Source organism: Bacillus sp. ABA4_010, assembly GCF_056159105.1.
Genome location: NZ_JBSWUN010000003.1, coordinates 1,504,562 through 1,528,462, shown reverse-complemented (window position 1 = coordinate 1,528,462; position 23,901 = coordinate 1,504,562). Strand labels below are relative to the sequence as shown.

Sequence of the window (23,901 nt, the reverse complement as noted above, 5' to 3'; positions counted from 1 at the left end):
TTTACATAATTGTTACAATCCTAAGTAAGCTTTCATAATGAGGCTAACATCCATTGCATCTAAATCCTGGTCATCATCCATATCTAAAGCCAGCTTCTGCATAGCAGTCAATGTCACTTTCCCGCTTATATACTGCTGAACTAAAAAGGCATCAGCTGGAGTAATGATGCCATCACCATTTCCATCACCTAATTTCACCCAAGCAGCATACAAGGTGACATTCCCTGCGCCCATTGTGAATGCTTCTCCCTCCATATAATGAGTTCCCGTTCCATTTGCTAACGTATTCCACCCGACAAACTTACTGCCTGATTTGCTTAGATCCGCCTTCCCTAAAACCGTTGTTGAATCTCCCTCGTTATAAAAGTCAGAGTCCACAGGAGCATTTCCTCCCGTGTTTCCATTTCCGTCATAAGTAACGGCAAATCCACTAATCAGCCCGAAATCTTCTGATGTTCCTGTTAGACTGCTAATTTCTCGCAAACTATGATGCAGCATTGCCACCATAAAATTGCCGTTGGAGTCAACTAAAAATGTCCGCTCATTTAAAGTGAAATCTTGAGCTAGAGCTGGGATTACTGTTTTATTTCCAACAATCCATCCGTTGCCGTTATTGGCCATGGCAAAAAAATAGTTGTTGGACCTATCAACTTTTCGTGAATCCATCAATAAGTAAACCGTTGAATTTACCACATAAGCCCCTACAGGCACAGTCTCCCTTTCATTATCGAAATAAATCTGTTCTCGCTGCCAGCTTCCTGACGCATTTGAGAAAAAGTAGGAAGTGCTGGATACAGTGCTTGGGTTACTTGTACGAATGACTTCACTAAACGTAACATACACCTTACCGGAATCATCTACGACAAACGGAGAATACTTAAAAGATTTGTTTTCCGAAACAGCATCGATTAATTTAGTTGCTGAAGGAAAATTCGCGTCCGTCAATCCTTTTTTCGCATAATAATAATTACCGTAATAACTATTTTGATTGTCTTCCCTTACATAGGCAATGTGAATGGTACCATTTCCGTCTATTCCAATACGTGGATTATGCAATTCATCTTGACCTCCAGCGCCGGAATCAATTGTTTGAACAGCCCATGATCCTGAAGAATTTGTAGCGTATTTTACATAGTCTCCGGTAGAATCAGCGTAATTGTACAGTAAATGCGCCTTACCACTTGAATCTACGGCTATCGTAGGGTCATCAAAATTTCGGCCTCCTTGAGGATGGCTATAAGCTTCTATTTCTTCGAACGTCCAAGTATTCCCATCGTAAAACCCATACTTTACACCTCTATGACTAGTAACCCCTGTTCCATCAGAATGCCTGAAAGCCAAATGCAAATTTCCCTGTGCATCGACAACTAAATGTAAATCATCACTAAAACTTGTATCTCCGGCTAAAGCAGTCGTGACGCTTGGGAGAGACACCCAGCTACTGCCATCCCAACGCTTCACAGCAATTTCGATACCGTTTACTTTATGAGCGAGATAAATATCACCATTTGGACTCACAGCTAGTGAATTCCAAGCCCACGTATTATCACTATACGTATGGATTGAATGTTCCGATATGGCTGCAGAAGTGGTGGTAGCACCACTTCCATTGAAAATCATGACCAATACCATAAAAAGGGATAAAACATAAGTCCTCTTCTTATTCATCATTTTGTCACTCCTCTTTGTTTATTTAGAAACACACTGCCCTTTCCTGAATAATGAAACATTGGCTTATTTCCCCCTACATCCCCATCTATCTCCTCCTTTCATCATCGTTTTTTGTCTCTCTTTCTCTAAATCTATAAAAGTAATTCCATCACATCACCTTTGATAATTTGGTGCCTGTATGTCTTTTAAAGCATGAAACAATGCGTCTCGAACATAGTGCTCCATAGACGTATAAAGCTTCCACGCCTCATCATGAAAAATCAAAATGGGGTCCCGCTGTTCATAAATGCGAGCATGAAGACTTTGTTTTAAATGGTGCAACATGTGCAAATGATTGGCCCAGCCTTCATCCAGTATGGTCATATATGTTTGAAGAAGCTTCTGCCTTTGCCATGCGGTCAGTTCGTTTATGCGCTGTTGCCAATCTAGAAGAGCCTGCTGATTAGCTGCCTCTTCTTCAAGGTCTTCATCGTCTGCTTCCGCCTTGTACATCATGCTTACATGAGAGGATACATGCTTTTGTAGCGTTTTCAAAAACGACTCTCCGTCTAGCATTTGCTGTCGATGTTGGTAAAAAAGTGTTCGCTGGTCGTGCACGACAGAATCTAGCAAATACACAATGGTCCGAATGGCATAGTTTTGCTGTTCAACTTCATATTGAATGCTTTCAAACAGTTCGTTTTTAAGCGACTGATGTCGCCATTTCTCCAGCCTTTCCCCCGCAAACCGAACGATGAGTTCATCTTCGAGCGAAAGGAAAAACCGCGTTTTCCCAGGATCGCCTTGGCGCCCCGCTCGACCTCTCAGCTGCCGGTCAATGCGTCTGCTTTCATGTTTTTCTGTTCCAATGACATACAATCCGCCAAGCTCCGCAACCCCTTCACCTAAACGGATATCTGTTCCGCGTCCTGCCATGTTTGTCGCAATGGTCACCATCGCTTTCTCGCCTGCTTTCGCAATCATGTTCGCCTCTTCTTTTTCTGTTTTCGCATTAAGCAGCTGGAGCGGAACCTTTTCCTTATGAAGCAGTTGGGCTAACCGTTCCGATTGCCCAACAGATGTTGTGCCAACTAATACAGGCTGTCCGCGCTGGAAGCTCGCTTTGATTTCAGCCATAATCGCCTCTTCTTTTTCTCTTCTCGACGAAAAAAGGACGTCCGCGACATCTTCACGTATGACAGGCTTATGTGTTGGAACGACCGTTGTTTTAATGCCGTATAATTCATAAATTTCTTGTTGCTCTGTTTGGATGGTCCCTGTCATGCCAACGACTGTTTCATATAGGCTGAACAGCTTTTGAATCGTAATCGTTGCCTTCACCCGATTTTCTTCACTTAGCGGCAAACCTTCTTTCGCTTCAATCGCTTGATGCAGTCCGTCATTGTATTGCCTGCCTTCTAACATTCGTCCTGTAAACGCATCAATTAATTGCACTTCTCCGTTTTTCACTATGTAGTGGTCATCTTTTTTCATCAACACATTCGCTCGAAGGCATTGCAATAAAAAATGAAAGAGGGGCGCATGCTTGCCGTCATATAAGTTATCAATCATTAACACTATTTCAAGTTTGCGAATTGACGATTCCGTAAAAAAAACTTGATTTGTTTGCAAGTCAATCTCGTAGTCGCGCCCTTCCTGCATTGTTGACACAAGTTTGAAACAAACCGCGTACACATCAGGCGGCGTTTTTTGCTTTTCGGAAATGATAAGGGGTGTTTTGGCCTCATCAATTAAAATGCTGTCAATTTCATCAACGATGACAACGTCAAGCGACGACTGAACGATATTTATCTTTTCCCGTACTAGATGGTCTTTTAAATAATCAAAGCCGAACTCGCTGCACACCCCATATGTCACATCTTGCTTGTAGGCATGCTTTTTTTCCGTTCCTGTCATCTTGGCGAGATTCAATCCGACGGTGACACCTAAAAAGCGAAATATTTTTCCCATTTCCTCAAAATCACGCTTTGCTAGGTATTCATTCACCGTCATCATATGAACGTTTTTACCAAGCACCGTATACCAGCAAGCCGGAAGAACAGACATGAGCGTTTTCCCTTCTCCTGTTGCCATTTCAGCAATTTTCCCGTCCGCAAGCACCCATCCTGCTATGACTTGTTCACGATGAAGGACGATTTGATACACACGTTGCACCGCCTCTTTGACTAAAGCAAATACATGGCACCGAACATTCTCATCAAATGGAGAGCTTTTTTTCAACTGCATAAAAGAATGTTTCAGCTCTTGATCGGTACAATTCACGTACTTCTCCTGTAATGCATCAATCATTTGAACATACCGCTCCAACCGTCCAAGTTCCTTCTTTACGATGAAGGAGTTCATTATTTTCTCCATTGCCAGCTTCCTTTCTCCTTCATGTGAACCGATACTTATGGCACGTTCTCATATAGCTCCATCTTTGGTTGTTCACTCCACCTGTTTTTATAACTATTCGATATAGATAAAGCTAGTAAAATGTTCATAAATAAAAAGACCTATTCTATTTCTCATATTACAACTATCGACAATTTTTTCATAGCCTTTTTAAAATATTATGATTTATTTTTCATATAAAAAAGGATGTGTGAAGAGCTTATTGACAGTAGCTCTTCACACATCCTTGTTCTGTTCATAATTGAAAACTTACTTCACTGCCTCCGGAACTAAGCCCGTATAAATAGATTTCGGGCGGTAAATACGATTGTCTGTGGACTGTTCGAGTACATGAGCCGTCCAGCCGACCATACGACTTGCGGTAAATGTCGGTGTGAATAAGTCAGCAGGCAAATCAATTGATTTCATAACAGCAGCAGCAAAATATTCGACATTCGTATAAATTTTTCGTCCTGGCTTATATTCTTCTAATAGCTGTAATGTCGTGCTTTCAATCTTTAAAATGAGATTGAACCAGTCGTCACTGCCGGCAATTTGCTGTGACACGACTTTTAAAGCTTCTGCGCGCGGGTCATGTGTTTTATACACACGGTGGCCAAAGCCCATAATTTTTTCTTTTGCCTCTAATTTGGCTCGTACCCATGGCTCGATGTTTTCCTCTGAACCGATTTCTTCCAACATGGTAATAACACCGGACGGCGCACCGCCATGAAGCGGGCCTTTCATCGCTCCAATCGCTGCACAAATGGCTGACACCATATCAGATTCCGTCGATGAAACAACTCGAGACGAGAACGTAGAGGCATTCATACCGTGTTCAATCGTTAACACAAAATACGCGCTTAACGCCTTAATGGAGTTGGCACTCGGAATTTCTCCTGTAATCATATACATATAGTTCGCTACATGATCAAGTTCTTCATGTGGCTCAATATAATCCAATCCGCTTTGTTTGCGGAACCAGTAAGCAATAATCGTCGGCGTAATCGCCGTTAACTTAATCGCCTGATCGATTGTTGGCGGCCATGAATAAGAAGCATCACCTAATGCGGAAATGCACGTTCTTAAAACACTCATCGTTTCCGTCTTAGTTGGAAGGTGCTCCATAATGGCCAGAAGATGCGGCGGCAATGTACGTTCTTGCTTCATTCGCTCCTTTAACTGTGCCAGTTCTTGATGATTTGGCAAGCTGTCATGCCAAATCAGATGAGCAACTTCCTCGAACGTATAATGAATGGCCAAATCTTTCGCCCAATGTCCTCGATAAATAAGCAAGCCTTGTTCTCCATCAACGCGACCAACCTTCGTTTCTGCTGCTACTACCCCTTCTAACCCCTTTGCATACGTCATTTCTTTCTCCCCTTTTCAATTATCTATTTCACTGATTATTCATCTCATCGTACAGAAAAAGCCTTGCACATTCACTGTTTATTAACATTCAAAACAATCGTGCAAGGCCGTTTCATTCCATGAAGTTGTGAAAAGTAAAATTAGTAGGCTTCTAGTTTAACATCGTCTGTGACAAGAAGGTCAGCTTCTGTTGCATTTACCACTTCTTCCACCGTATAACCTTGTGCCACTTCAACAAGCTTTAGCCCTTCGTCTGTCACATCAATTACCGCCATGTCGGTAATAATGCGGTTGACGACCCCTTTTCCTGTGAGCGGAAGTGTACATGCTTTTAAAATTTTGGATTCCCCGTTTTTATTCGTATGATCCATAATGACGATAATTTTGCGGGCACCGTGAACAAGGTCCATCGCCCCGCCCATCCCTTTAATCATTTTTCCAGGAATCATCCAGTTCGCTAAGTCGCCGTTTTCAGACACTTCCATGCCGCCTAAAATGGCAATGTCAATATGGCCGCCGCGAATCATCCCGAACGATTCAGCACTATCAAAATAAGCCGCTCCCGGAATAGCTGTTACCGTTTCTTTTCCCGCATTGATTAAATCAGCATCGACTTCTTCCTGCAACGGATACGGACCAATTCCAAGCAGCCCGTTTTCAGATTGCAGCACCACTTGCTTGTTTTCGCTAATATAGTTCGCCACAAGTGTTGGAATCCCAATTCCTAAATTAACATAAAAGCCGTCTTGAATTTCCTTTTCTGCCCGCATGGCAATTTTTTGTCTTACAAGTGCTTTATCATTCACTTTTGCTGACATTTATCTCACCCCTGCTTCCCGAGTTGTTACACGCTCGATTTTTTTCTGTTGGTCGCCTTGGATTAAACGTTGAACATACACGCTTGGCGTATGAACAGATTGCGGATCTATCGCGCCGATTTCCACTAATTCTTCAACTTCGGCGATCGTAACGGTTCCAGCTGCAGCCATCATTGGATTGAAGTTTTGAGCGGTTTTATTGTAAATAAGATTGCCCATTTTATCGCCCGTCTCAGCACGAACTAAACTGAAATCTGCTTTTAATGCGCGTTCAAGCACATACTCTTTTCCGTCAAATGTGCGGACTTCCTTGCCTTCTGCAATCGGTGTTCCAACGCCAGCCGGTGTATAGAAGGCGGGAATGCCAGCGCCGCCGGCACGAATCTTTTCTGCTAATGTTCCTTGAGGTACAAGCTCTACTTCTAGTTCCCCTTCAAGTACTTGGCGCTCAAATTCTTTGTTTTCACCGACATAAGAGCTAATCATCTTTTTAATTTGCTTGTTTTTCAGCAACAACCCAAGACCCCAATCATCAACGCCGCAGTTGTTAGAGATGACCGTTAAATCTTTAACGCCCGTTTCCACCAATGCGAGGATCAAGTTTTCCGGGATGCCGCATAATCCGAAGCCCCCTACCATAATTGTCGCCCCATCTTGAATGTCTTTGACTGCTTCCACATAAGACGTATACACTGTCTTCATTGAAATCCCCTTTCTTTCTTCTAAATTGGTCATCTATTAAAATAAAAGTGTTAACGCTTACAATCATGATTGTTAAAAAGAATTTTCGCTGCGAAAATATTCGTTTTGCTTATGTATTGCTTACTTAAGAGTTTACAGAACTTTCTAATATAAGTAAAATGAATAAAAGGAATCTATTATATAAATACAATTCATACATATTTCTCCATCTGACTGGGAATTGGAAATAGAAAGGGTTTTCACATGGATATTCGAGATTTACGAAATTTTATGGAAGTAGCGAACAAAAGAAATTTTACGAAAGCTTCCTCGGCGATTCATTTATCACAGCCTGCTTTAAGCAAAGCGGTAAAAAGATTGGAGGAAGAACTCGGGGTTGAGCTATTCGACCGCTCCGGCCGTGAGCTAAAGCTGACGGACGCTGGAAAAATTGTATATGCGCAAAGCGGGAAAGTATTTAGCACACTGCAAGATTTAAACGCGTTGCTCGATGATTTAATGAACCTTCCGACAGGGGACATTAAAATCGGCATTCCGCCATTGATCGGAACATTGTTTTTCCCTCTCATTGCCAAGGAATTTCATGAACAATACCCAAATGTTTCGTTAGAATTAGTGGAACATGGCGCAAAGGAAATTACGACCGCAGTCGAAGAAGGAAAAGTGGATTTGGGCATCATTGTTCTTCCTGCCGATGAACAAAAATTTACTGTTTATCCATTTATAGAGGAGGAATTTGTCCTTTATGTAAACCGCAACCACCCTCTTTCCGAACGCGATTGTATTTCGTTACACGAATTGCATGAACAATCTTTTATTTTGTTCAGCAATAGTTTCGCACTGCATGACCGCATTATTCAAGAATGCCACAATGCCGGATTTGATCCGAAAGTCGCTTACAAAAGTTCGCAATGGGATTTAATTATTGAACTTGTCGCAGAAGATTTAGGCATTACCATTCTTCCGAAGTCGATTTATAATAAGCTCAATCATAGTAATATTAAAGCCATTCCATTCGTTGAGACGATTCCGATGTGGAAACTTGGACTTATTACAAAGCGCGAAGGATATGTCTCATTTGCGGTCAAGAAGTTGTTAGAAGTGCTAACATCCATCCCTTCACGAGACCATGTCAAATAACGGTTGTTTTGTTTAAAAATTCAGAAAATATTTCCCGGTAAATAACGGAGGCTTGCATTGAAGAAAGACGAGGAATACACATTTAAATTTCACATCTTAGATCATTACCCGGTTTCCCTCGATGAAGCGGGAACGAAGGAGATTCGGGTCACAGCTGTTGTTCGTCGTCAAACCGACATTCTGTTTGACGGCCCAATTCGCGTTCAATTCAATCAGTTCGGGATTTTCCCATCCATAGCAGATGTAGCGGAAGCTGTCTCGAACACGGCTGTTCGCCGCTTACTCATCGTTGAATTAAAGCGCTATGTCAAACCACACCGAAAATTTTTATAAACAAAATGAGACGACCGGTTCTATCGTTCCAGTCGTCTCATTTTTTTATTTATTCCGGCTGAAGACAGAATAATCGTCCACCACCTGCCCATGTTTCAAAAAAGCGGTCACACCCTCTGCAGGCAATGGCTTGCTGAAATAATAGCCTTGTCCAACAAAACAGCCATTGTTCAGCAAAAAGTGAACTTGTTCTTCCTGTTCAATCCCTTCTGCAACTACTTTAAACTGTAAGTTATGAGCCATATCAATAATCGCTTTTACGATGGAACCGCGATTGGTACTCTCTAAAATATCATCTACGAATGATTTATCAATTTTAATGCTATGAAGCGGGAGATGTTTTAAATAGCTTAACGATGAATAGCCTTTCCCAAAGTCATCAATGGATAAGTTAATGCCAAGCTGTTTTAATTCATTTAAAATAATCGTCGATTTTTCAATGTTTTGCATAATGCTTTCCGTAATTTCAAGCTCGAGGGACGAAGAGGCAAGTCCAGTTTCTTTTAACACTTGCTCCACATCAGCGACAAACCCGTCATCTTGAATTTGACGAACGGACGTATTAACGGCAACGGGAATTGGTCCGAATCCTTCCTCTTGCCATCTTTTACTTTGCTGACACGCTTCCCTTAAAATCCATTTCCCGATTGGTACAATCAGCCCGGTTTCTTCCGCGAGCGGAATAAATTCATTTGGCGGAATCACTCCAAGTTGTGGATGCTTCCAGCGAATTAACGCTTCTACTCCCATCAGCTTCCCGGTTTCCAATTCCACTTTCGGCTGATAATGAAGCACAAATTGCTGTTCTTCCAACGCTTTTCGCAATCCATTTTCCAGCTCCATCTTGCGTGAGGCCAATAAATCAAGACTAGACGTGTAAAACTGAAAATTGTTTTTCCCCCGCTCCTTCGCCAAATACATGGCCGTATCGGCATGTTTAATTAGCATTTCATGATCTGTTCCATCATGCGGATACATGCTGATGCCAATGCTCGTTGTGACAAAAAACTCATCGCCATTAAGGTCAATGGGTTTAGAAAATGAGGATAGGATGCGGGCAGAAATATGTGCGGCTTTCTCTTTTTCACAATTCTCCAATAAAATGATAAACTCGTCTCCGCTCTGACGGGAAACTAACCCATCCTTTTGAACGGCTTCCTGCAAACGATCGGCTACTTTTTGCAGCAGCAAATCGCCAACGGTATGTCCTTTTGTATCATTAATAATTTTAAACCGATCTAAATCTAAAAATAAAACAGCAAGCGTGGATTGTTCCGCTTTGCTTAATACGCGGTCGACATGCTTTCGGAACATATTTCGGTTAGGAAGCCCTGTCAACGCATCATAATAGGCCATGTAGTTAATCGTCTTTTCTGTTTTTTTCCGTTCTGTAATATCTCGTCCGACAACTTGCCATGCTGTTCTTCCTTCATATAAAATTGGCATCGTTGCCATTTCAATATCAATTGTTTGACCGTCAAGCCGCTTCACTGGCAGCTCGAGCAGACTCTGTTCTCTCTCCCGTGTTTTCCACTCCTGTTGCAAATGTTCCACTGTATCTGGAGAAATAAACATAGAAACGGGCTTTCCAATGAGTTCACTCGCCCCCGCCACTCCGAATAACCGGCTTCCTGTCTCATTAATATAGTCAATTTGTCCTTGACTCACGACGGCGATAATATCTGGAGACAGTTCGACTAAACTGCGGTAACGGTCTTCACTTTCCTTTCGATCGGTAATATCAAATAGCACGCTCGTAAAGTCGACAAACTGGCCTTTTTCGTCATAAACTGGAATGCCTCGATCTTGAATCCAACGCACTTCCCCGTCCGGACGAATAATGCGATAAATACTTGTTGCCGTCTCTCCTGCCGCCAGTTTCTCATTTCGTTCATTTAAAACGTGCAAATCCTCTGAAAAGATGACTTTTTTCCATAAATCATGATCGCGGTAAAACTCGTCCAACGACCGGCCATACAACTTTTCAATCCCTGGCGTAATGAGCAACACATTTGTTTTTAAGTCATGTGACCAAATCGCGACATCTAATGTATCGAAAATATTATTTAACTTTTGATTGCTTTTTCTCAGCTCTTCCGTTGTTTTCGAAATGCTAAGCAGTAACACAAACAATAAAAGAATGGTCCAAAAGCTGAGCACAAAATGCGTGATTTGAAAAAAAGGTTCGTTCGTTGCCAACAGCAGCGGTCCCATTTTTTCAAACAGCTCCGAAAGGATAACGGAAAGGCCTAGTATAATCATCCATCTGCGTTTCGTATGGTCATTAGTGATCTTCATTTTCTATCTCCCATTGTTCGTGCATACGTTATCATTTTCTATTTCATGAACAAAGCATGTTGCTTAAACAATTCAAAAAAATGTGTATATTAATAAATGTAACATTTTCGTCATAATGTTTACAATATGCATTTAGGAGAAATAGGCGGTAATATTACCCAATCATCCTTCCCCCTTTCAACTAGTGATAATTTTCCCTAATGAAAAAGAAGAGGAACGTCCAATCTAGATGTCAAAGGTTGAAGTCATAATCATTAGCTTTCCGTCTATGCGGAGCTCTCATATACTACCAATAGTATACATGAATCGCCCCCCATAATAAAAAGAATGTTGAAAAAAAGCGGTTCACAATGGCTTTTTTCAACATTCTTCCTACCATATTTATTCTGTAGTAACATCCTCACTTCCGAAAGCGAAGACATGATTTTAGTCTTTGTGTCTCGTAAAGGCCTCATAAGTGAACTAACCATTGATGAGAGATGAAAGAAACCCCTTACTGATGGAAGTTTCCCTTATCCGATTGGTGTTCCGTCTGCTACTTCGTTATCTGGGCTTAACAGGACAACATCCCCTTTTTCCGGGATGCCGCCGATGACTAATACTTCCGATTGGAAGCCGGCAATACGTCTTGGCGGAAAATTCACGACCGCTGCTACTTGTTTGCCAATCATCATCTCAGGTGTATATCTTTTCGTAATTTGAGCACTTGAACGTTTCGTTCCAACTTCAGGACCGAAGTCAATTTCCAGCTTAATCGCCGGCACACGTGCTCCTTCCAGCGGCTCAGCCTGCTTCACCGTCCCTATTCGAATATCCAATTTTAAAAAATCATCAATTGTTGCCATCATGCTCTCTCCTTTTCTACCATCTTCTTCACTTCCCAAAAGCCTCCAGCTTCGGTGATGTTAAGTCTTTTCGTTTACGCGGAGCAAATGAAAGGACCATGATGGAAAGAAGCAATAAACCAATGCCAAACCATGATGTCACCGTTAACGCTTCGCCGATTAAAAACGCCCCAAGCAAGGCGGCCGTCAGCGGTTCGGCCAGCGAAAGTGTAACCGCCGTTGAAGCCGGAAGCTTCACAAGCCCTTTGGCAAAAAGCAAATAGGCTAAGCCTGTCGCAAACACACCTAAATATAAGCTCGCCGCCACACCGCTAGTCTGCTGTAGCCATGAAAGGTCAAATAGAAATAAAAGCGGAGCAAGCATGCACGCACTAAGTGTAAACACAACAGCTGTCACCGCATTCGAGCTTTGCGTTTCTAACAGCTTCTTGCTGACAAGCGTATAAGCGGCAAATGAGGCTCCTGCACCAAGCGCCCATACTAATCCGAGTGGCTCGATGACAGTCGAACCTTTATTGGCAAACAACAGCATACAGCCAAAAATGGCCGTAAATGTAGCGGCCCACCACGTTTTCGCAGGTTTTTGCCTGAACACCGCCCATTCCATCAATCCAGCTAAAATGGGGGCACTTCCAATCGCCACCACTGTTCCGACAGCAATGCCCGTCATTTTCACCGCCGAGAAAAAAAACGGCTGATAGCAAGCCATACTAACAGACGCCAGCAGCATTTGTTTGAGCGGCCACCCTTTTACGCGCAGTTGCCCTTGCAAGCCGACAATAAGTAAAAGCGTCGCCCCCCCAATGGCCAGCCTCATTGCTCCGAAAGAAATGGGATTCGTCTCTTCTGGCGCTAAACTTTGAACCGTTCCTGTCGTTCCCCATAACATCGCGGCCATAAGCGCCCAAAGCATTGGCAGTTGATTTTTCATCGCAATCCTCTCCATCATTTGTTCATATATAGACACAGTATAACCGTTTTCCCGATAAGAGAGGCAGCCATTTTTAAGCCGTTTTTTATCCTATTTCAAGGTGCTTCGATAGGCATTTGGTGTCATGCCTTCATAGCGAAGAAACAATCGTGTTAACGACGACGCATGTTCATACCCGACTTCATGGGCAATAGCCGTGATCGTCCATCCTGTTTCTTGAAGGAGACGTTTTGCTTCTTTTAATCGGAGCTGATGAAGGTATTCAAGCGGCGTTCGTCCCGTTTTCGCTTTAAACCAAGACGAATAATAGGCCGGATGATAATGCTCCACCTTCGCCAGTTCATCAATGGTCATCGACTCGCGGTAGTGTGTATGCATATATGCTATCGACGGGTGCTCCCATTGAGTTAATTTTTGACTCATATATTGAACGAGCGGCACGACAGCGGTCGAGGAGCCATTTTGAGACACTTCCTCCAATAATAAAAAGCGCAATGCGGACCACTGTTCATCAAGCTTCATGTACATGCCTGACTCACTGCCTGACTCACTTAAGTAATGAATAGGAATATCCAGCACTAAAAATTCATTGCGATCCAAAGAATGAAATTGATGGCGGCATTGCGGCGGTAAATATAAGCAGTGCTGACCGTCCAGCTTTACGAGTTGCTGCCCTGCTTCAATCTCCATCGACCCTTGTAGCGGAAACAAAAATTGACCGTAACTGTGCTCGTGAGTGTCGACTTTATATGAATATGTGCGCTTTTCACACTGAACATGCTTTAATGTTTCCATCACTCTCTCTCCATCCGTTTCGAACTCATCGATAGACAGCAGCCAAGCTCATTGGCTCCGCCGCTGTCTATCAAATTTTCTTCATTATATCACGGGTCACATTGAAACCGCATTGGAATTCCCTTTTCCTGCATAGGCATCCGTCAAACTGATGGTTCTGCGCCTATTTTTCGAATCCAGCCCATTACGCCTCTAATCAACAACATCACTAAAAGCGTACTCCCAAACGTATACCCCCATGTCCACGTATGGTATTCAATTAAATCTGTATGTTTTTCCAACAATACCTCGACGGCTGTTAACGTTCCGCAATAAAGGAAAGCTTGACCGATAATCGCCAAAAAAGGTGAACGATAGGTCGTTTGATAAAAATAGACACACACAACAGGAAATAGTAAGTATTCAAATAAAAGGCTCGAATCAAAAAAGTCGGGTAAAAATTTTATAGGATATTCCAGCATTTTGTGCTCGACAACTAAGACACCGATGAAAACGGAAATATAAGCATTCAAAAGAAACGTAAGTAGCCATTGCGTGATGGGCGGTTTGCGTAAACTAAAAACAAGTAAGATGATTCCAAGCAACAATAAGCTCCAAAGCATATATGTTTCCATACATAATATTTCCCCTAAAACAGCGCCGCCTATTCGATGAGAGGAACGCTTTCGTTATAGCGAAACCGTTACGACTTTTGCCGATACACTTCCGCATTAATTAATCCGCCTGTCAGCAGCACGACAGCGGTTAAATAAAACCAGGTCATCAGCACGATTATGCTGCCCAGCTGGCCGTAAAGCTTTGAATAGTTGCCTAACGTCACATAATACGAAAAGATGACCGAAACCCCTTGCCAGCCCAATGTCGCAAAAACGGCTCCAGGCAAAACCTTCAGCCACGACAATTTCACACTTGGCACAATTCTATATAATAGTAGAAAGAACACGAATAAAAACGAGGTTCCAAGCCCCCATTTCACAACTTGCCATAATTCCCCCCAAAACACGGGAAGCTCCGTCCTTGTGACGACAAACGTGTAAACAATTTGTTCGATAATCGGGACAAACAATGTAGCAGATAAAATAATCATAAAGCCCGCCGTCAAGAAAAGATCATTCAAAAGTGCTTCTAAAAAAGGCTGCTCACGCTGAAATTGATAAGCATGATTTAAGGAACGAACGAGCGACTGGACAGCCATCGAGGAAAGCCAAAAAGCCGCAAGCAAGCTCAGTGGCAGCCATTCTCCTTGCCCGTCATAAAACATGCTGTATAACGTCGACTGAATGATGCCATATGTATTGGCAGGGGCAAACGGTTCAATGACAAGTAAGACATTGTCAGCCTGAAATGGCAAAAAACTAATAAGCAAAAACACAAAAATTAAAAACGGAATCATCGACAGCATGAAATAATACGCCATTTGCGCACTGAGGTCGTAAAAGCGATCAGCAAAAAAGCGGTACACAATATTTTTCGCACTTGAAAGCACCCCGCTCCTCACCTCCTTGCTTTAGTTTATATTTTTAGGCGTGTTGTCATGCAAAGGAAAACACTTCTGAATAAACCATCTATTGGCTGTTGTAAATGATGTTTCAATTATATATATTTCATTTAATGATTCAACACAGCTTTATTTAATGGAAAGCGTTCACCAAAGGTTCTAAATCGGTCTATATAGTATGGGACAAACCATGATTTTTTATATGAATTGATGAGTTTGTCCATGGCAAATCTTTCTTTAAAAACATAGATTGATAGTACGATGTATTTATTTTTTTGAAAGGAGGTGAGAACTTTGGCCTTACAGCTTATGAAACTTCTCGTCACAGCCACTACGACAACCAATGTCGATCCGACACCTGCAAAGTTTTTCTATGTCACAACAGCTGAAACTGTTGCTGGAACTACCCTCAATATAGACGCAGCCGACTTTTTCTTGGATGATGGTACAGCCGCGACTGCCCTTCCGCCCCTTGCTACAGATAACAGTTATTTTAATGTGTATATTAACGGAGTGTTGCAAATGGAAGGAAACTCAACGTATACACCTGGGGCAACTGCCGTTGGGTCCCTTGCCTTTTCCGTCCCTGCAGGGGGAGACCCGATTTTACAAAACTCACCCGTTGTATTAGAAGTCGTCAACTATACCCCAACTTCCCTTACAACCGTCACAACATAAAGAAAATCAAAAAGCAGGAAAACCCGTAAGATGTTCTGGTTTTTCCTGCTTTTTGATTTTGACGTCCTGATGTTCACTCCTATTGCAGCTATGATCCATAAATTATGATAAATTGAAGAATAATAGGTACCTCCTTCTTCGGAATGTCTTGTGACGTTAGAACAAGGATACCTTCCTGTACTTTATAAAGAGTAGGAGGCTGCAGCATCCCATTAACGAAAAGATTGACATATGATACAGAAGCAGGATCAAGAATATTCGTATTTCCATATCCGCTTACACCGTCTTGATTTGTATATATTCTTTTTATGCCATCAGACAGCGCGACATACTGCAAGGTGTTCGCCTTTAAAATATTCGGTGTCATCGGTTTTTCTTTTCGTGGATAAATGTCTGGGCAGCTACTTGGTGCAGTTGGTGGAAAACAAAACCGTGCTTCCCTTAAAGATTGGCTTTGTAGACGGTGAAAATTGGCCAATTTCCTATTCATTACAGCTCCCCCTTTCTTCGGTTGGCACATAGTGAACCTGCCCTGTAAAAATGATGAAGAAACAGGCAAGTAGGTGTCTTATGTATGGAATCCTCAGCCAAGGCTCGGTAGAATACTACTATCTCTCTTACCTTCATCATTCAATGTAGAAAGAGAGAGAGATAGTAGCATTATATGCACGTTATAATCAGCATGTTTGAGGCAAAAGTCTTCTTTTTAAAAAAGGGCAATCGTATCATTTGCTAATTTAAAAAATAGAATCACCACTATTAAAGAATCCTTCCATTTCATTGTTCTAACCTATTGATTATCCCTACTGACTACGGTCTTTTATTTGCTGGATGATATCCTTTTGAAATGTCTCAAACGAAACATACTCGGACTGCTGACTTCCATATTTTCGCACATTGACAGCGCCTTCCTTCGCTTCACTGTCTCCTAATACGAGTGTGTACGGAATCTTTTGTATTTGTGCTTCTCTTATTTTGTATCCGAGCTTTTCATTGCTGTTGTCCACTTTCACTCTCACCCCTAACCCCTTCAACTCCGACTGGATGTTTAAACAGTAGTCGAGATGAACATGCGAAACAGGAATAATTTGAACTTGTGTCGGGGCAAGCCACACTGGAAAAACACCAGCAAAATGTTCAATTAAAATCCCCAAAAAACGGTCAATTGATCCGAAAACAGCACGATGAATAACGACAGGGCGAACCTTTTCATTTTGTTCATTAATATAAGTAAGGTCGAATTTTTCCGGCATTTGAAAATCTAGCTGAATTGTTGCACATTGATGACTCCGCTTTAATGCATCCTTAATGTGAAAATCAATTTTCGGTCCGTAAAACGCTCCGTCCCCTTCGTTTAAGCAGTAATGAATCTCTAACTGTTCAAGCACATTTTGTAACGCTCGCTCCGAAGCATTCCAAAGATGGTCATCCCCTAACGAATTCTCAGGCCTAGTGGAAAGCTCTACGGAGTACTCAAAACCAAATGTACGGTACACTTTGTCGATAAGATGGAACACCGCTTTTATTTCACTTTCGATTTGGTCTTCTCGCACAAAAATATGAGCATCATCCTGACAAAATGTACGAACGCGAAGCATGCCATTTAATGCACCGCTATATTCATGGCGATGTACTTGACCGAACTCTGCCATCCGAATAGGTAAATCGCGATAAGAATATAAGTGATTTTTGAAAATGAGCATATGTCCAGGGCAGTTCATCGGTTTCATTGCAAATTTCGTATCATCAACTTCAGAAAAATACATATTTTCATGGTAATGATCCCAATGACCCGACTGTTCCCATAGTCGTTGATTCATCATAAACGGCGTACGGACTTCGTCGTATTCGGCGCTGTTTTGAAGTTCACGCGAAAATTGTTCTAACTCATTTCTCACAATTTGTCCTTTTGGCAAATAAAAGGGCATACCCGGTGCTTCCTCTGAAAACATAAACAGCTCCAGTTGTTTGCCTAACTTGCGATGGTCTCGCTTCGCCGCTTCTTCCAATAAGTTGAAGTATTCTTTTAAATCTTTGTTCTTTTTAAAAGCCGTCCCATACACTCGCTGAAGAACTTCTTTTTCACTATCTCCGCGCCAATAAGCACCTGATACACGAGTTAATTTGAACGCTTTAATAAAGCCAGTAGCCGGAAGATGCGGTCCGCGGCAAAGATCGATAAATTCGCCTTGCTCATAAAGAGTAATCACTTCATCCTTCGGAAGCTCCTTTAAAATTTCCAGCTTGAACGACTCGCCTTTTTCTTCAAACAGTTTTACTGCTTCTTCATACGAAACTTCTCTTCGTTTAATTTCCAAATTCTCATTGATAATGTGTTCCATCTCTTTTTCAATCGCTCGCAAATCACCTGAAGTTAAGCTATGTTCCAGTTTCAAATCGTAATAGAACCCGTTTTCAATGACCGGACCGATTCCTAATTTTACATGGCGATAAAGTCTTTTGACAGCTTGCGCCAATACGTGTGCAGCTGAATGCCTCAATATATGCAATCCTTCCTCCGAATCGAGCGTCACAATGGAAAGCTGGACATCATGCTCCAGTCTCCAACTTACATCAACGAGCTGGTCATTTATTTTCCCCGCTACTGCCTGTTTCCGTAAACTTGAACCGATAGACCTTGCCACCTCTTCGACCGTCGTGCCTTTCAAAAACTCTTTCACATGTCCATCTGGCAATTGAATGTTTATCATGTTTCCACTCATTCTCAACACTCCTTTTTCGTGATAAATAAAAAAACACACTCATCCCTCACTACGAGGGACGAGCGCGTTTAACCCGTGGTTCCACCCAATTTCCCATAAGTCCTCCATCACACTTATGGCTTTGGTGCTGTAACGTCGCATCAACGGTATTGGATACTTTAGTTCCCCAATACAGCTCAAAGGTGGTAAATGATTCTCCTAAGTTAGGAAGTTCGCACCTATCCTTCCCTCTCTGAAAACCGTAAAAATCATTCATGTCCTGTTCATCGCATATGCATATTCAATTAACCAAAACAAAAACGCACTCATCCCTCATGCAAGGGACGAGCGCGTTTAACCCGTGGTTCCACCCAATTTCCCATAAGTCCTCCATCACACTTATGGCTTTGGTGCTGTAACGTCGCATCAACGGTATTGGATACTTTAGTTCCCCAATACAGCTCAAAGGTGGTAAATGATTCTCCTAAGTTAGGAAGTTCGCACCTACCCTTCCCTCTCTGAAAACCGTAAAAATCATTCATGTCCTTATCCGTGCTTTTTATGGTGAGCTTTGTTTTTTACATCCTACAACAAATTACTAAAAATGTAAATATTTTTAAATGAATCAATTTCATAATAGTTTCTTTTCCTTAGTTGGAAGGACAGAATTTTAGTCGTTTCTTTTTTTAATGCTAAGCGGCTTGACTCATTTCTTTCATTTGTCGATTGATTCGATCTACGGCCAATTTCGAGGCATTATAAACAAGCGTTACCAGATCGAAATGAACTTTTGCTCGTTTTCCAGATCGATATCGGACGTTTTTCAATTGAAAGAATTCTTTTAAATAGGCGTTCACTCGTTCAACGGCACTCCTCTGATGGTAAAGCTTCTTCCAAGCTTCTGACCCACGGCCTGGGGCGCTATATTTCCGAATATCTGTCTCCATCTTGATTTTATAGACCTTTTGACAAAGGGAATCGTGAGCTAACGGACAGGTTTTACATTCGTTTGGCTGCGTATATTTCAGAGTCTGATACTTCTCATCAAAACTATCATAGCGATACGAGTGTTCTCGTACGCAAGTGGGCGCGAAATGTTCATCAAAACCAAGGGGTTCTCCTTCGTTTCGCTTATTATAAGCAATAATGGCTTTGGCTTTCATACGATGAAGCTGCGTATAAATCGCTTCGTAATCATAGCCTGCATCGAATACTCCGTACTGAACGGTCAACGAAGAAAGCCGTTTTTGAAGACCCTTTAACAGAGGAATCGCGGCTTTTCCATCATTCAAACTGGCCGATGACATGAGAGATTGAAGAATATATTGGCTCTTGGATCCAACCGCCAAATGGGCTTTGAATCCAAACCAAAAGGCGTTCTTTCCTTCACTATTTTTCTTGATCCCCCAGTTTGGGTGTAAAGGTACATCTGTCCGTAGGGTTTCAAGACTGACATATAGTTGATCTTCTATCGTTTTCTCGTAAATAGTTTTTTGATCATCTCGCTCTTGTTTTTCTTGTTGATAGGCTTCTTGTTCAGCCTTCGGTTTACGGCCACGCTTTTTTGGTTCGGTCTTTGGCTTCTTTTCTTGTGGCGTAGCCCGGTCTCGAGACTCGAAATGTGTCGCATCAAACGAGACCACATCATCGTCAATAAACCCTTCTTGAATGGCCTGAAGAAGAACGGTTTCTTGAACCGTTTCTAGTGCCTTCGATTCGCTTAACTTTTGAGTGAACCGAGAAAAAGAAGCCTCAGAAGGGATACGATCAGAAAAAAGAAACCCACATTCAAGGTGGAACATAAAATCGTTTCGTAACCGTTTGACGAGATCTTTGATGGTGGGAATTCGTTCCACAATACGAGCAACGAGGGCGTAGATCATCGCTGGATAATTTAATTCAGTAGGAGCGCCGTACACCGTCTTTTTAGACACGGCAAATAATAATGGCTCTATATTCAGTGTCGAAAAAATGGCTTCAAATCGTTTTGTTGGTTCTAATTCATATAAATCCTGCATGCCAAACAGGCTTCCTTGTCGTATAATAGACATAGGGAGTCACCTTCCATTCTTGTGTTGTTTTAGTGTGGTTACTAAACAGTATACAAGAATTTAGGGAGGTACTCCTTTTTTAAGTTCTTAAAAGCCTTGGGCGACAAAGGCTTTAAAATATGAAATTGATTCAAATAACTATTGGCCGTTTCCCATCCCATACTTCAAAAAATCAATCATTTGCTCTGCTAGCTTTTCAATATAAACAGCCATTGGGCCATTTTCTTCCTTGAAGCCTTCAACCGCTAAGTTGGAGGATAAAAGGTAGATCGAGCGCGCAAGGAATTTGACGTCCAGTTCCGGGCGAATTTCTCCTGCCTCCATGCCCTTTTTAATCATCGTCTCATATATACTTGTTACGTCTTGCGCGGCATCTCCGAGAAGCTCGGTCATTCGTTTTTTGTTTTCAACCATTTTGTTGGCGAGCTTCTCATATTCCGGATGATTCGCCGCAAACGCGGCTCCCGCTTTCATCAGCTCTTTGAACTGTTCAAAAAAGCTCGCCCAAGCTCGCTCCATGACAGGCGCCATATACTTCGTTTTCTCAGCTTGAACGAGGGATAAAATGTGCTTGTACATATCCTCTTTATCTTCAAAGTAATCATAAAAGCTGCTTCTTGGCACTTTCGCTTTTTTAATAATCGTCGAAATTTTCACTTCTTCAAAAGTATTTTCGGCAAATTCATGAATGGCGGCATCCATTACCTGACTTTGTTTTTCTTTTGGCAAATTAAAAAATGTGGCAGTCGGCATTACATTTCCTCCCTTTTTTCCATATATGCTTCAATATAGTTAACCGCTTGAGCAAGTCCATTTTCTGACTCAATGATTCCTTTCATTTCGTTCGCCTTCGCGATGACTGTTTCGTTCTCCATTTCTCGAAGTGCCTCTATTAAATCAACTGTCTTCAATGTTTTCTCTCTTAATGGCCGAATCGTATAGCCTTTTGCATAAAGTCTAGCCGCCCAAAATGGCTGGTCAACCGTAAACGGCATTACAAGCTGTGGCACCCCGCTTAACAGTGCTTCGGACATTGTCCCGACTCCGCCGTGATGAATAATTCCTTTCGCCCGTTTGAAGATGAGACGATGCGGCGCCTTTTCCACTGCGATTAGATCGTCTTCGTCTTCAAACGTCATCCCGCTCGTTCCTGTTAACACCACCGCACGATTGCCGGTTTCCTTCACTGCTTGCACAAACTTTTGCTTGAATGCAGCGGGGTTTTCAAGCGGCATTGAGCTAAACGACACGACCATCGGCTTTTCACCAGCCGAAAGAAATGCTTCTAGCTGTTCATCCAGCGCTTCGTCTCCAAGATCTAAAAAGAAAAAGCCAGATAAATAGACACGATCCTTCCAGCTGTTCACGTCTTTAAATAAATGCGGACTAATCGGATATATAATAGGAATCGGTTTTCCAGCCATTTCCCATAACATACTGCCGGTCTTTCGTTTCGGCAAGTTTAGCGACTTTTCACGAAAATCGTTAATATGCTTCATATACGGTCGTTCACTAAACTCAATTACTTTATATGACCATTTATTCAGTAACGGTCCGAAGCTTTTATCCGGTGACAGCTGAAAATTAGGAAATTCCGTAATCGGGTACATAATGGGAACAGGCGGCATACAGATGCATGGAATATCCAAGTAAAAAGCGATATCGACCGCACTTAATGCTTTCGGATGATAAATAATTAAATCCGCTCCCCTTGAAGCCGCTAAAAAATCATCCATGCTCTTTCGGTAAGCCGGGGTAATGACCTTGTTCGCAAACTGAAACATCTTCCACCAATTGTAGTTGCCACCGTTAAATACTTTTCTTCCTTCTTCACTTTCCATCATCGCCATTAAATCAGCCGATGCTTCATAAAAAGCAATTCCGTTTTTTTCAATAAATGGTTGATAAGTAGCCCCTGTGCAAATACACGCTTCATGCCCTTTTTTTATAAGCTCTTTTGCTAATGCTACATATGGCTGTACATCGCCTCTGCTTCCGAGCGTTAAAAATGTAACCTTCATCCATACCACCGCCTATGCGTTATTAAGGTGAATGATACCATTACACCGACACTGTCGTCGGATTGCGCCTATTATCTCATCTCCATTCCTCCCCGTCAAACTAGGTGCTACAATAAAACAGCCGAAAGGACTCGCGGTGTCCTTCCGGCTGTTACATTTACCTACTTTTATACAAATTCGGCGCGCTTCGTATCAGCGTCCTTTTCCAATGAAGAAACTTGATTCGTCAGCGATTCCGTCACACCTTTTAAGCTTTCTGTAATGGCATTGATTTCATCAAAAGCAGCGAGTTGCTCTTGAGAAGCTTCAGAAATGCTTTCAATATTTGTTTTGTACGTTTCAGATACAACGGTCATTTCTTCAACGGTACGATACACGCCGCTCATTCGTTCTCCAATAGAATGGACGATGGCAGATGATTTGTTCACATGCTCATGAACGTTGGAGATTTCTTCTACAATTCGCTCGAACACGCGCCCTGTTTGCTGAACTTGTTCGATGCCTTTTTCGACTTGTGCTTGATTAACTTCCATCACTTGAGCAATTCGTGATGTTTCATAAAGGAATTCTTGAAGTGTCTGCCCGATTTGCTCGGCATACACTCTCGATTGATCTGCGAGCTTCCGCACCTCTTCGGCTACGACAGCAAATCCTTTCCCAGACTCGCCCGCTCTCGCCGCTTCAATTGCCGCATTCAATGCTAGCAAATTCGTTTGAGCCGCGATGTCTGACATATGCGACAACGTTTCCCGAATGTTGGTAGACCGGTCCTGCAAACGTGTCACCACTTCATCCATTTGATCAACCGTTTGCACGATGGCACTCATTTTTTGCTCGGTCCCGCTCATACTATCTTTCCCTTCTATCGCCTGTTCCATCGCCATAGAGGAAGACTCAGCAGAGCGGTTCGCCTGCGCCATCACCGCTTGAATTTCTGTTTTCATTTGGTCAAGTACGTGTTTGCTTTCTTGTGACGAATAAAGTTGCTCTTCCGCTCCTTTCACCATTTCCTCCATCGAAAATGCCACCTCATTTGTCACACTTGTTGATTCCTTTATCCCCCATTCAAGCTGTGACACATTCGATAACACATTTTGAGAGGTAGAAGCGATGCTATCAATCAATTGGTCAATGATTTCCTTCTGTTTTCTTTCTTGTTCCTTCGTTTCTGCTACATACTTCTGTCTCGATACAATTTGAATGATAATAACCGTACTCGTAAAAATAAGAAACAACGCATGAATAAGTAAAAGGGCAAACGGATAGGTTTCCATGCCGCAAATTAATTCAGGAAATGTGACATAACCAACTAAATGTTGGAAAGCAAAAATTACAGTACTAATAAGAACGAGTTTAACACTTTCAAAATAAGCAAGGCTCGCCAATACCATAAAGATTGAAAAATGATATTCAACCATGCCATCGCCGCCAGCAATAATTGAAATACTGCTGAACGTTAACGAAAGCATAATGAATAACGGAATCCACGGATGAACTTGTTTTTTCACATATATATAGAATGCAGCAAGCAACAGTACAATCGGCACGATGAGTAATACATTTAATATGAATGATAGACTAGATGTATGCCCACTCAATATGTCAAATAAAATGAGATATTCATCTAGCCACCCAACTCGACGGTGCATCACATGTACGAAAATCGATAGCACC

20 protein-coding genes and 2 other annotated features are annotated in these 23,901 nt (G+C 42.1%); of the genes, 3 read left to right on the top strand and 17 right to left on the bottom strand.

Annotated elements, in window-relative coordinates:
- Window positions 1-12: 12 nt before the first annotated feature.
- The 5 genes from ACXAEO_RS08665 to ACXAEO_RS08645 form a co-directional block, all read right to left on the bottom strand.
- On the bottom strand, window positions 13-1,668 hold the full coding sequence (locus ACXAEO_RS08665; protein WP_474880062.1) for an InlB B-repeat-containing protein: 1,656 nt from the start codon (window positions 1,666-1,668) through the stop codon (window positions 13-15).
- A 156-nt stretch (window positions 1,669-1,824) separates the two neighbouring features.
- Complete coding sequence (locus ACXAEO_RS08660; RefSeq protein ID WP_474880061.1) at window positions 1,825-4,026, bottom strand: preprotein translocase subunit SecA; 2,202 nt, start codon at window positions 4,024-4,026, stop codon at window positions 1,825-1,827.
- Window positions 4,027-4,314: 288 nt separating this feature from the next.
- The gene (locus ACXAEO_RS08655) at window positions 4,315-5,415 is read right to left on the bottom strand and encodes a citrate/2-methylcitrate synthase (RefSeq protein ID WP_474880060.1); all 1,101 of its coding nucleotides are present in this window, start codon (window positions 5,413-5,415) and stop codon (window positions 4,315-4,317) included.
- A 140-nt stretch (window positions 5,416-5,555) separates the two neighbouring features.
- Window positions 5,556-6,233, bottom strand: coding sequence for a CoA transferase subunit B (locus tag ACXAEO_RS08650; RefSeq protein ID WP_474880059.1), 678 nt, complete (start codon window positions 6,231-6,233; stop codon window positions 5,556-5,558).
- A complete protein-coding gene (locus ACXAEO_RS08645) occupies window positions 6,234-6,935 on the bottom strand; it encodes a CoA transferase subunit A (RefSeq protein WP_474880058.1) in 702 nt (233 codons plus the stop codon). It lies immediately after the preceding gene.
- A gap of 243 nt (window positions 6,936-7,178) precedes the next feature.
- Between ACXAEO_RS08645 and ACXAEO_RS08640 the strand changes: the two genes are divergently transcribed.
- Both ACXAEO_RS08640 and ACXAEO_RS08635 read left to right on the top strand, forming a co-directional pair.
- Entirely contained in the window at window positions 7,179-8,075 is an 897-nt protein-coding gene (locus tag ACXAEO_RS08640; RefSeq protein WP_474880057.1) for a LysR family transcriptional regulator, read from the top strand.
- Between the two features lie 57 nt (window positions 8,076-8,132).
- Complete coding sequence (locus ACXAEO_RS08635) at window positions 8,133-8,408, top strand: diaminopimelate epimerase (protein ID WP_474880056.1); 276 nt, start codon at window positions 8,133-8,135, stop codon at window positions 8,406-8,408.
- A 45-nt stretch (window positions 8,409-8,453) separates the two neighbouring features.
- Here ACXAEO_RS08635 and ACXAEO_RS08630 read toward each other — a convergent pair whose 3' ends face one another.
- The 6 genes from ACXAEO_RS08630 to ACXAEO_RS08605 form a co-directional block, all read right to left on the bottom strand.
- Window positions 8,454-10,706 carry a putative bifunctional diguanylate cyclase/phosphodiesterase gene (locus ACXAEO_RS08630; protein WP_474880055.1) on the bottom strand — a complete coding sequence of 751 codons (2,253 nt, stop codon included), beginning with the start codon at window positions 10,704-10,706 and terminating at the stop codon, window positions 8,454-8,456.
- Window positions 10,707-11,218: 512 nt separating this feature from the next.
- Entirely contained in the window at window positions 11,219-11,551 is a 333-nt protein-coding gene (gene csaA / locus ACXAEO_RS08625; protein ID WP_474884055.1) for a chaperone CsaA, read from the bottom strand.
- A gap of 28 nt (window positions 11,552-11,579) precedes the next feature.
- Complete coding sequence (locus tag ACXAEO_RS08620; RefSeq protein ID WP_474880054.1) at window positions 11,580-12,482, bottom strand: EamA family transporter; 903 nt, start codon at window positions 12,480-12,482, stop codon at window positions 11,580-11,582.
- Window positions 12,483-12,572: 90 nt separating this feature from the next.
- Window positions 12,573-13,277, bottom strand: coding sequence for a helix-turn-helix transcriptional regulator (locus ACXAEO_RS08615; RefSeq protein WP_474880053.1), 705 nt, complete (start codon window positions 13,275-13,277; stop codon window positions 12,573-12,575).
- A gap of 143 nt (window positions 13,278-13,420) precedes the next feature.
- Window positions 13,421-13,891 (bottom strand): CBO0543 family protein, encoded by a 471-nt coding sequence (locus ACXAEO_RS08610; RefSeq protein ID WP_474880052.1) that lies wholly within the window; start codon window positions 13,889-13,891, stop codon window positions 13,421-13,423.
- 68 nt (window positions 13,892-13,959) lie between these two features.
- Complete coding sequence (locus ACXAEO_RS08605; RefSeq protein ID WP_474880051.1) at window positions 13,960-14,763, bottom strand: YihY/virulence factor BrkB family protein; 804 nt, start codon at window positions 14,761-14,763, stop codon at window positions 13,960-13,962.
- A 306-nt stretch (window positions 14,764-15,069) separates the two neighbouring features.
- Here ACXAEO_RS08605 and ACXAEO_RS08600 point away from each other — a divergent pair, with 306 nt between their 5' ends.
- The gene (locus tag ACXAEO_RS08600) at window positions 15,070-15,453 is read left to right on the top strand and encodes a DUF4183 domain-containing protein (RefSeq protein WP_474880050.1); all 384 of its coding nucleotides are present in this window, start codon (window positions 15,070-15,072) and stop codon (window positions 15,451-15,453) included.
- Window positions 15,454-15,541: 88 nt separating this feature from the next.
- Here ACXAEO_RS08600 and ACXAEO_RS08595 read toward each other — a convergent pair whose 3' ends face one another.
- The 6 genes from ACXAEO_RS08595 to ACXAEO_RS08570 form a co-directional block, all read right to left on the bottom strand.
- Window positions 15,542-15,943 (bottom strand): DUF4183 domain-containing protein, encoded by a 402-nt coding sequence (locus tag ACXAEO_RS08595; RefSeq protein WP_474880049.1) that lies wholly within the window; start codon window positions 15,941-15,943, stop codon window positions 15,542-15,544.
- Between the two features lie 313 nt (window positions 15,944-16,256).
- Entirely contained in the window at window positions 16,257-18,164 is a 1,908-nt protein-coding gene (thrS, locus tag ACXAEO_RS08590; RefSeq protein WP_474884053.1) for a threonine--tRNA ligase, read from the bottom strand.
- Window positions 18,165-18,227: 63 nt separating this feature from the next.
- Window positions 18,228-18,452, bottom strand: a binding site (T-box leader).
- A 40-nt stretch (window positions 18,453-18,492) separates the two neighbouring features.
- Window positions 18,493-18,717, bottom strand: a binding site (T-box leader).
- A 130-nt stretch (window positions 18,718-18,847) separates the two neighbouring features.
- The gene (locus tag ACXAEO_RS08585) at window positions 18,848-20,206 is read right to left on the bottom strand and encodes a transposase (RefSeq protein WP_474880048.1); all 1,359 of its coding nucleotides are present in this window, start codon (window positions 20,204-20,206) and stop codon (window positions 18,848-18,850) included.
- Window positions 20,207-20,344: 138 nt separating this feature from the next.
- Window positions 20,345-20,959, bottom strand: a complete 615-nt coding sequence (locus tag ACXAEO_RS08580; RefSeq protein WP_474880047.1) for a TetR/AcrR family transcriptional regulator — start codon at window positions 20,957-20,959, stop codon at window positions 20,345-20,347.
- Window positions 20,959-22,227: a glycosyltransferase gene (locus ACXAEO_RS08575; RefSeq protein WP_474880046.1), complete on the bottom strand. Its 1,269-nt coding sequence runs from the start codon at window positions 22,225-22,227 to the stop codon at window positions 20,959-20,961. The genes ACXAEO_RS08580 and ACXAEO_RS08575 overlap by 1 nt, the downstream gene beginning before the upstream one ends.
- A 167-nt stretch (window positions 22,228-22,394) precedes the next feature.
- Window positions 22,395-23,024: a methyl-accepting chemotaxis protein gene (locus ACXAEO_RS08570; RefSeq protein WP_474884051.1), complete on the bottom strand. Its 630-nt coding sequence runs from the start codon at window positions 23,022-23,024 to the stop codon at window positions 22,395-22,397.
- Window positions 23,025-23,901: the final 877 nt, after the last annotated feature.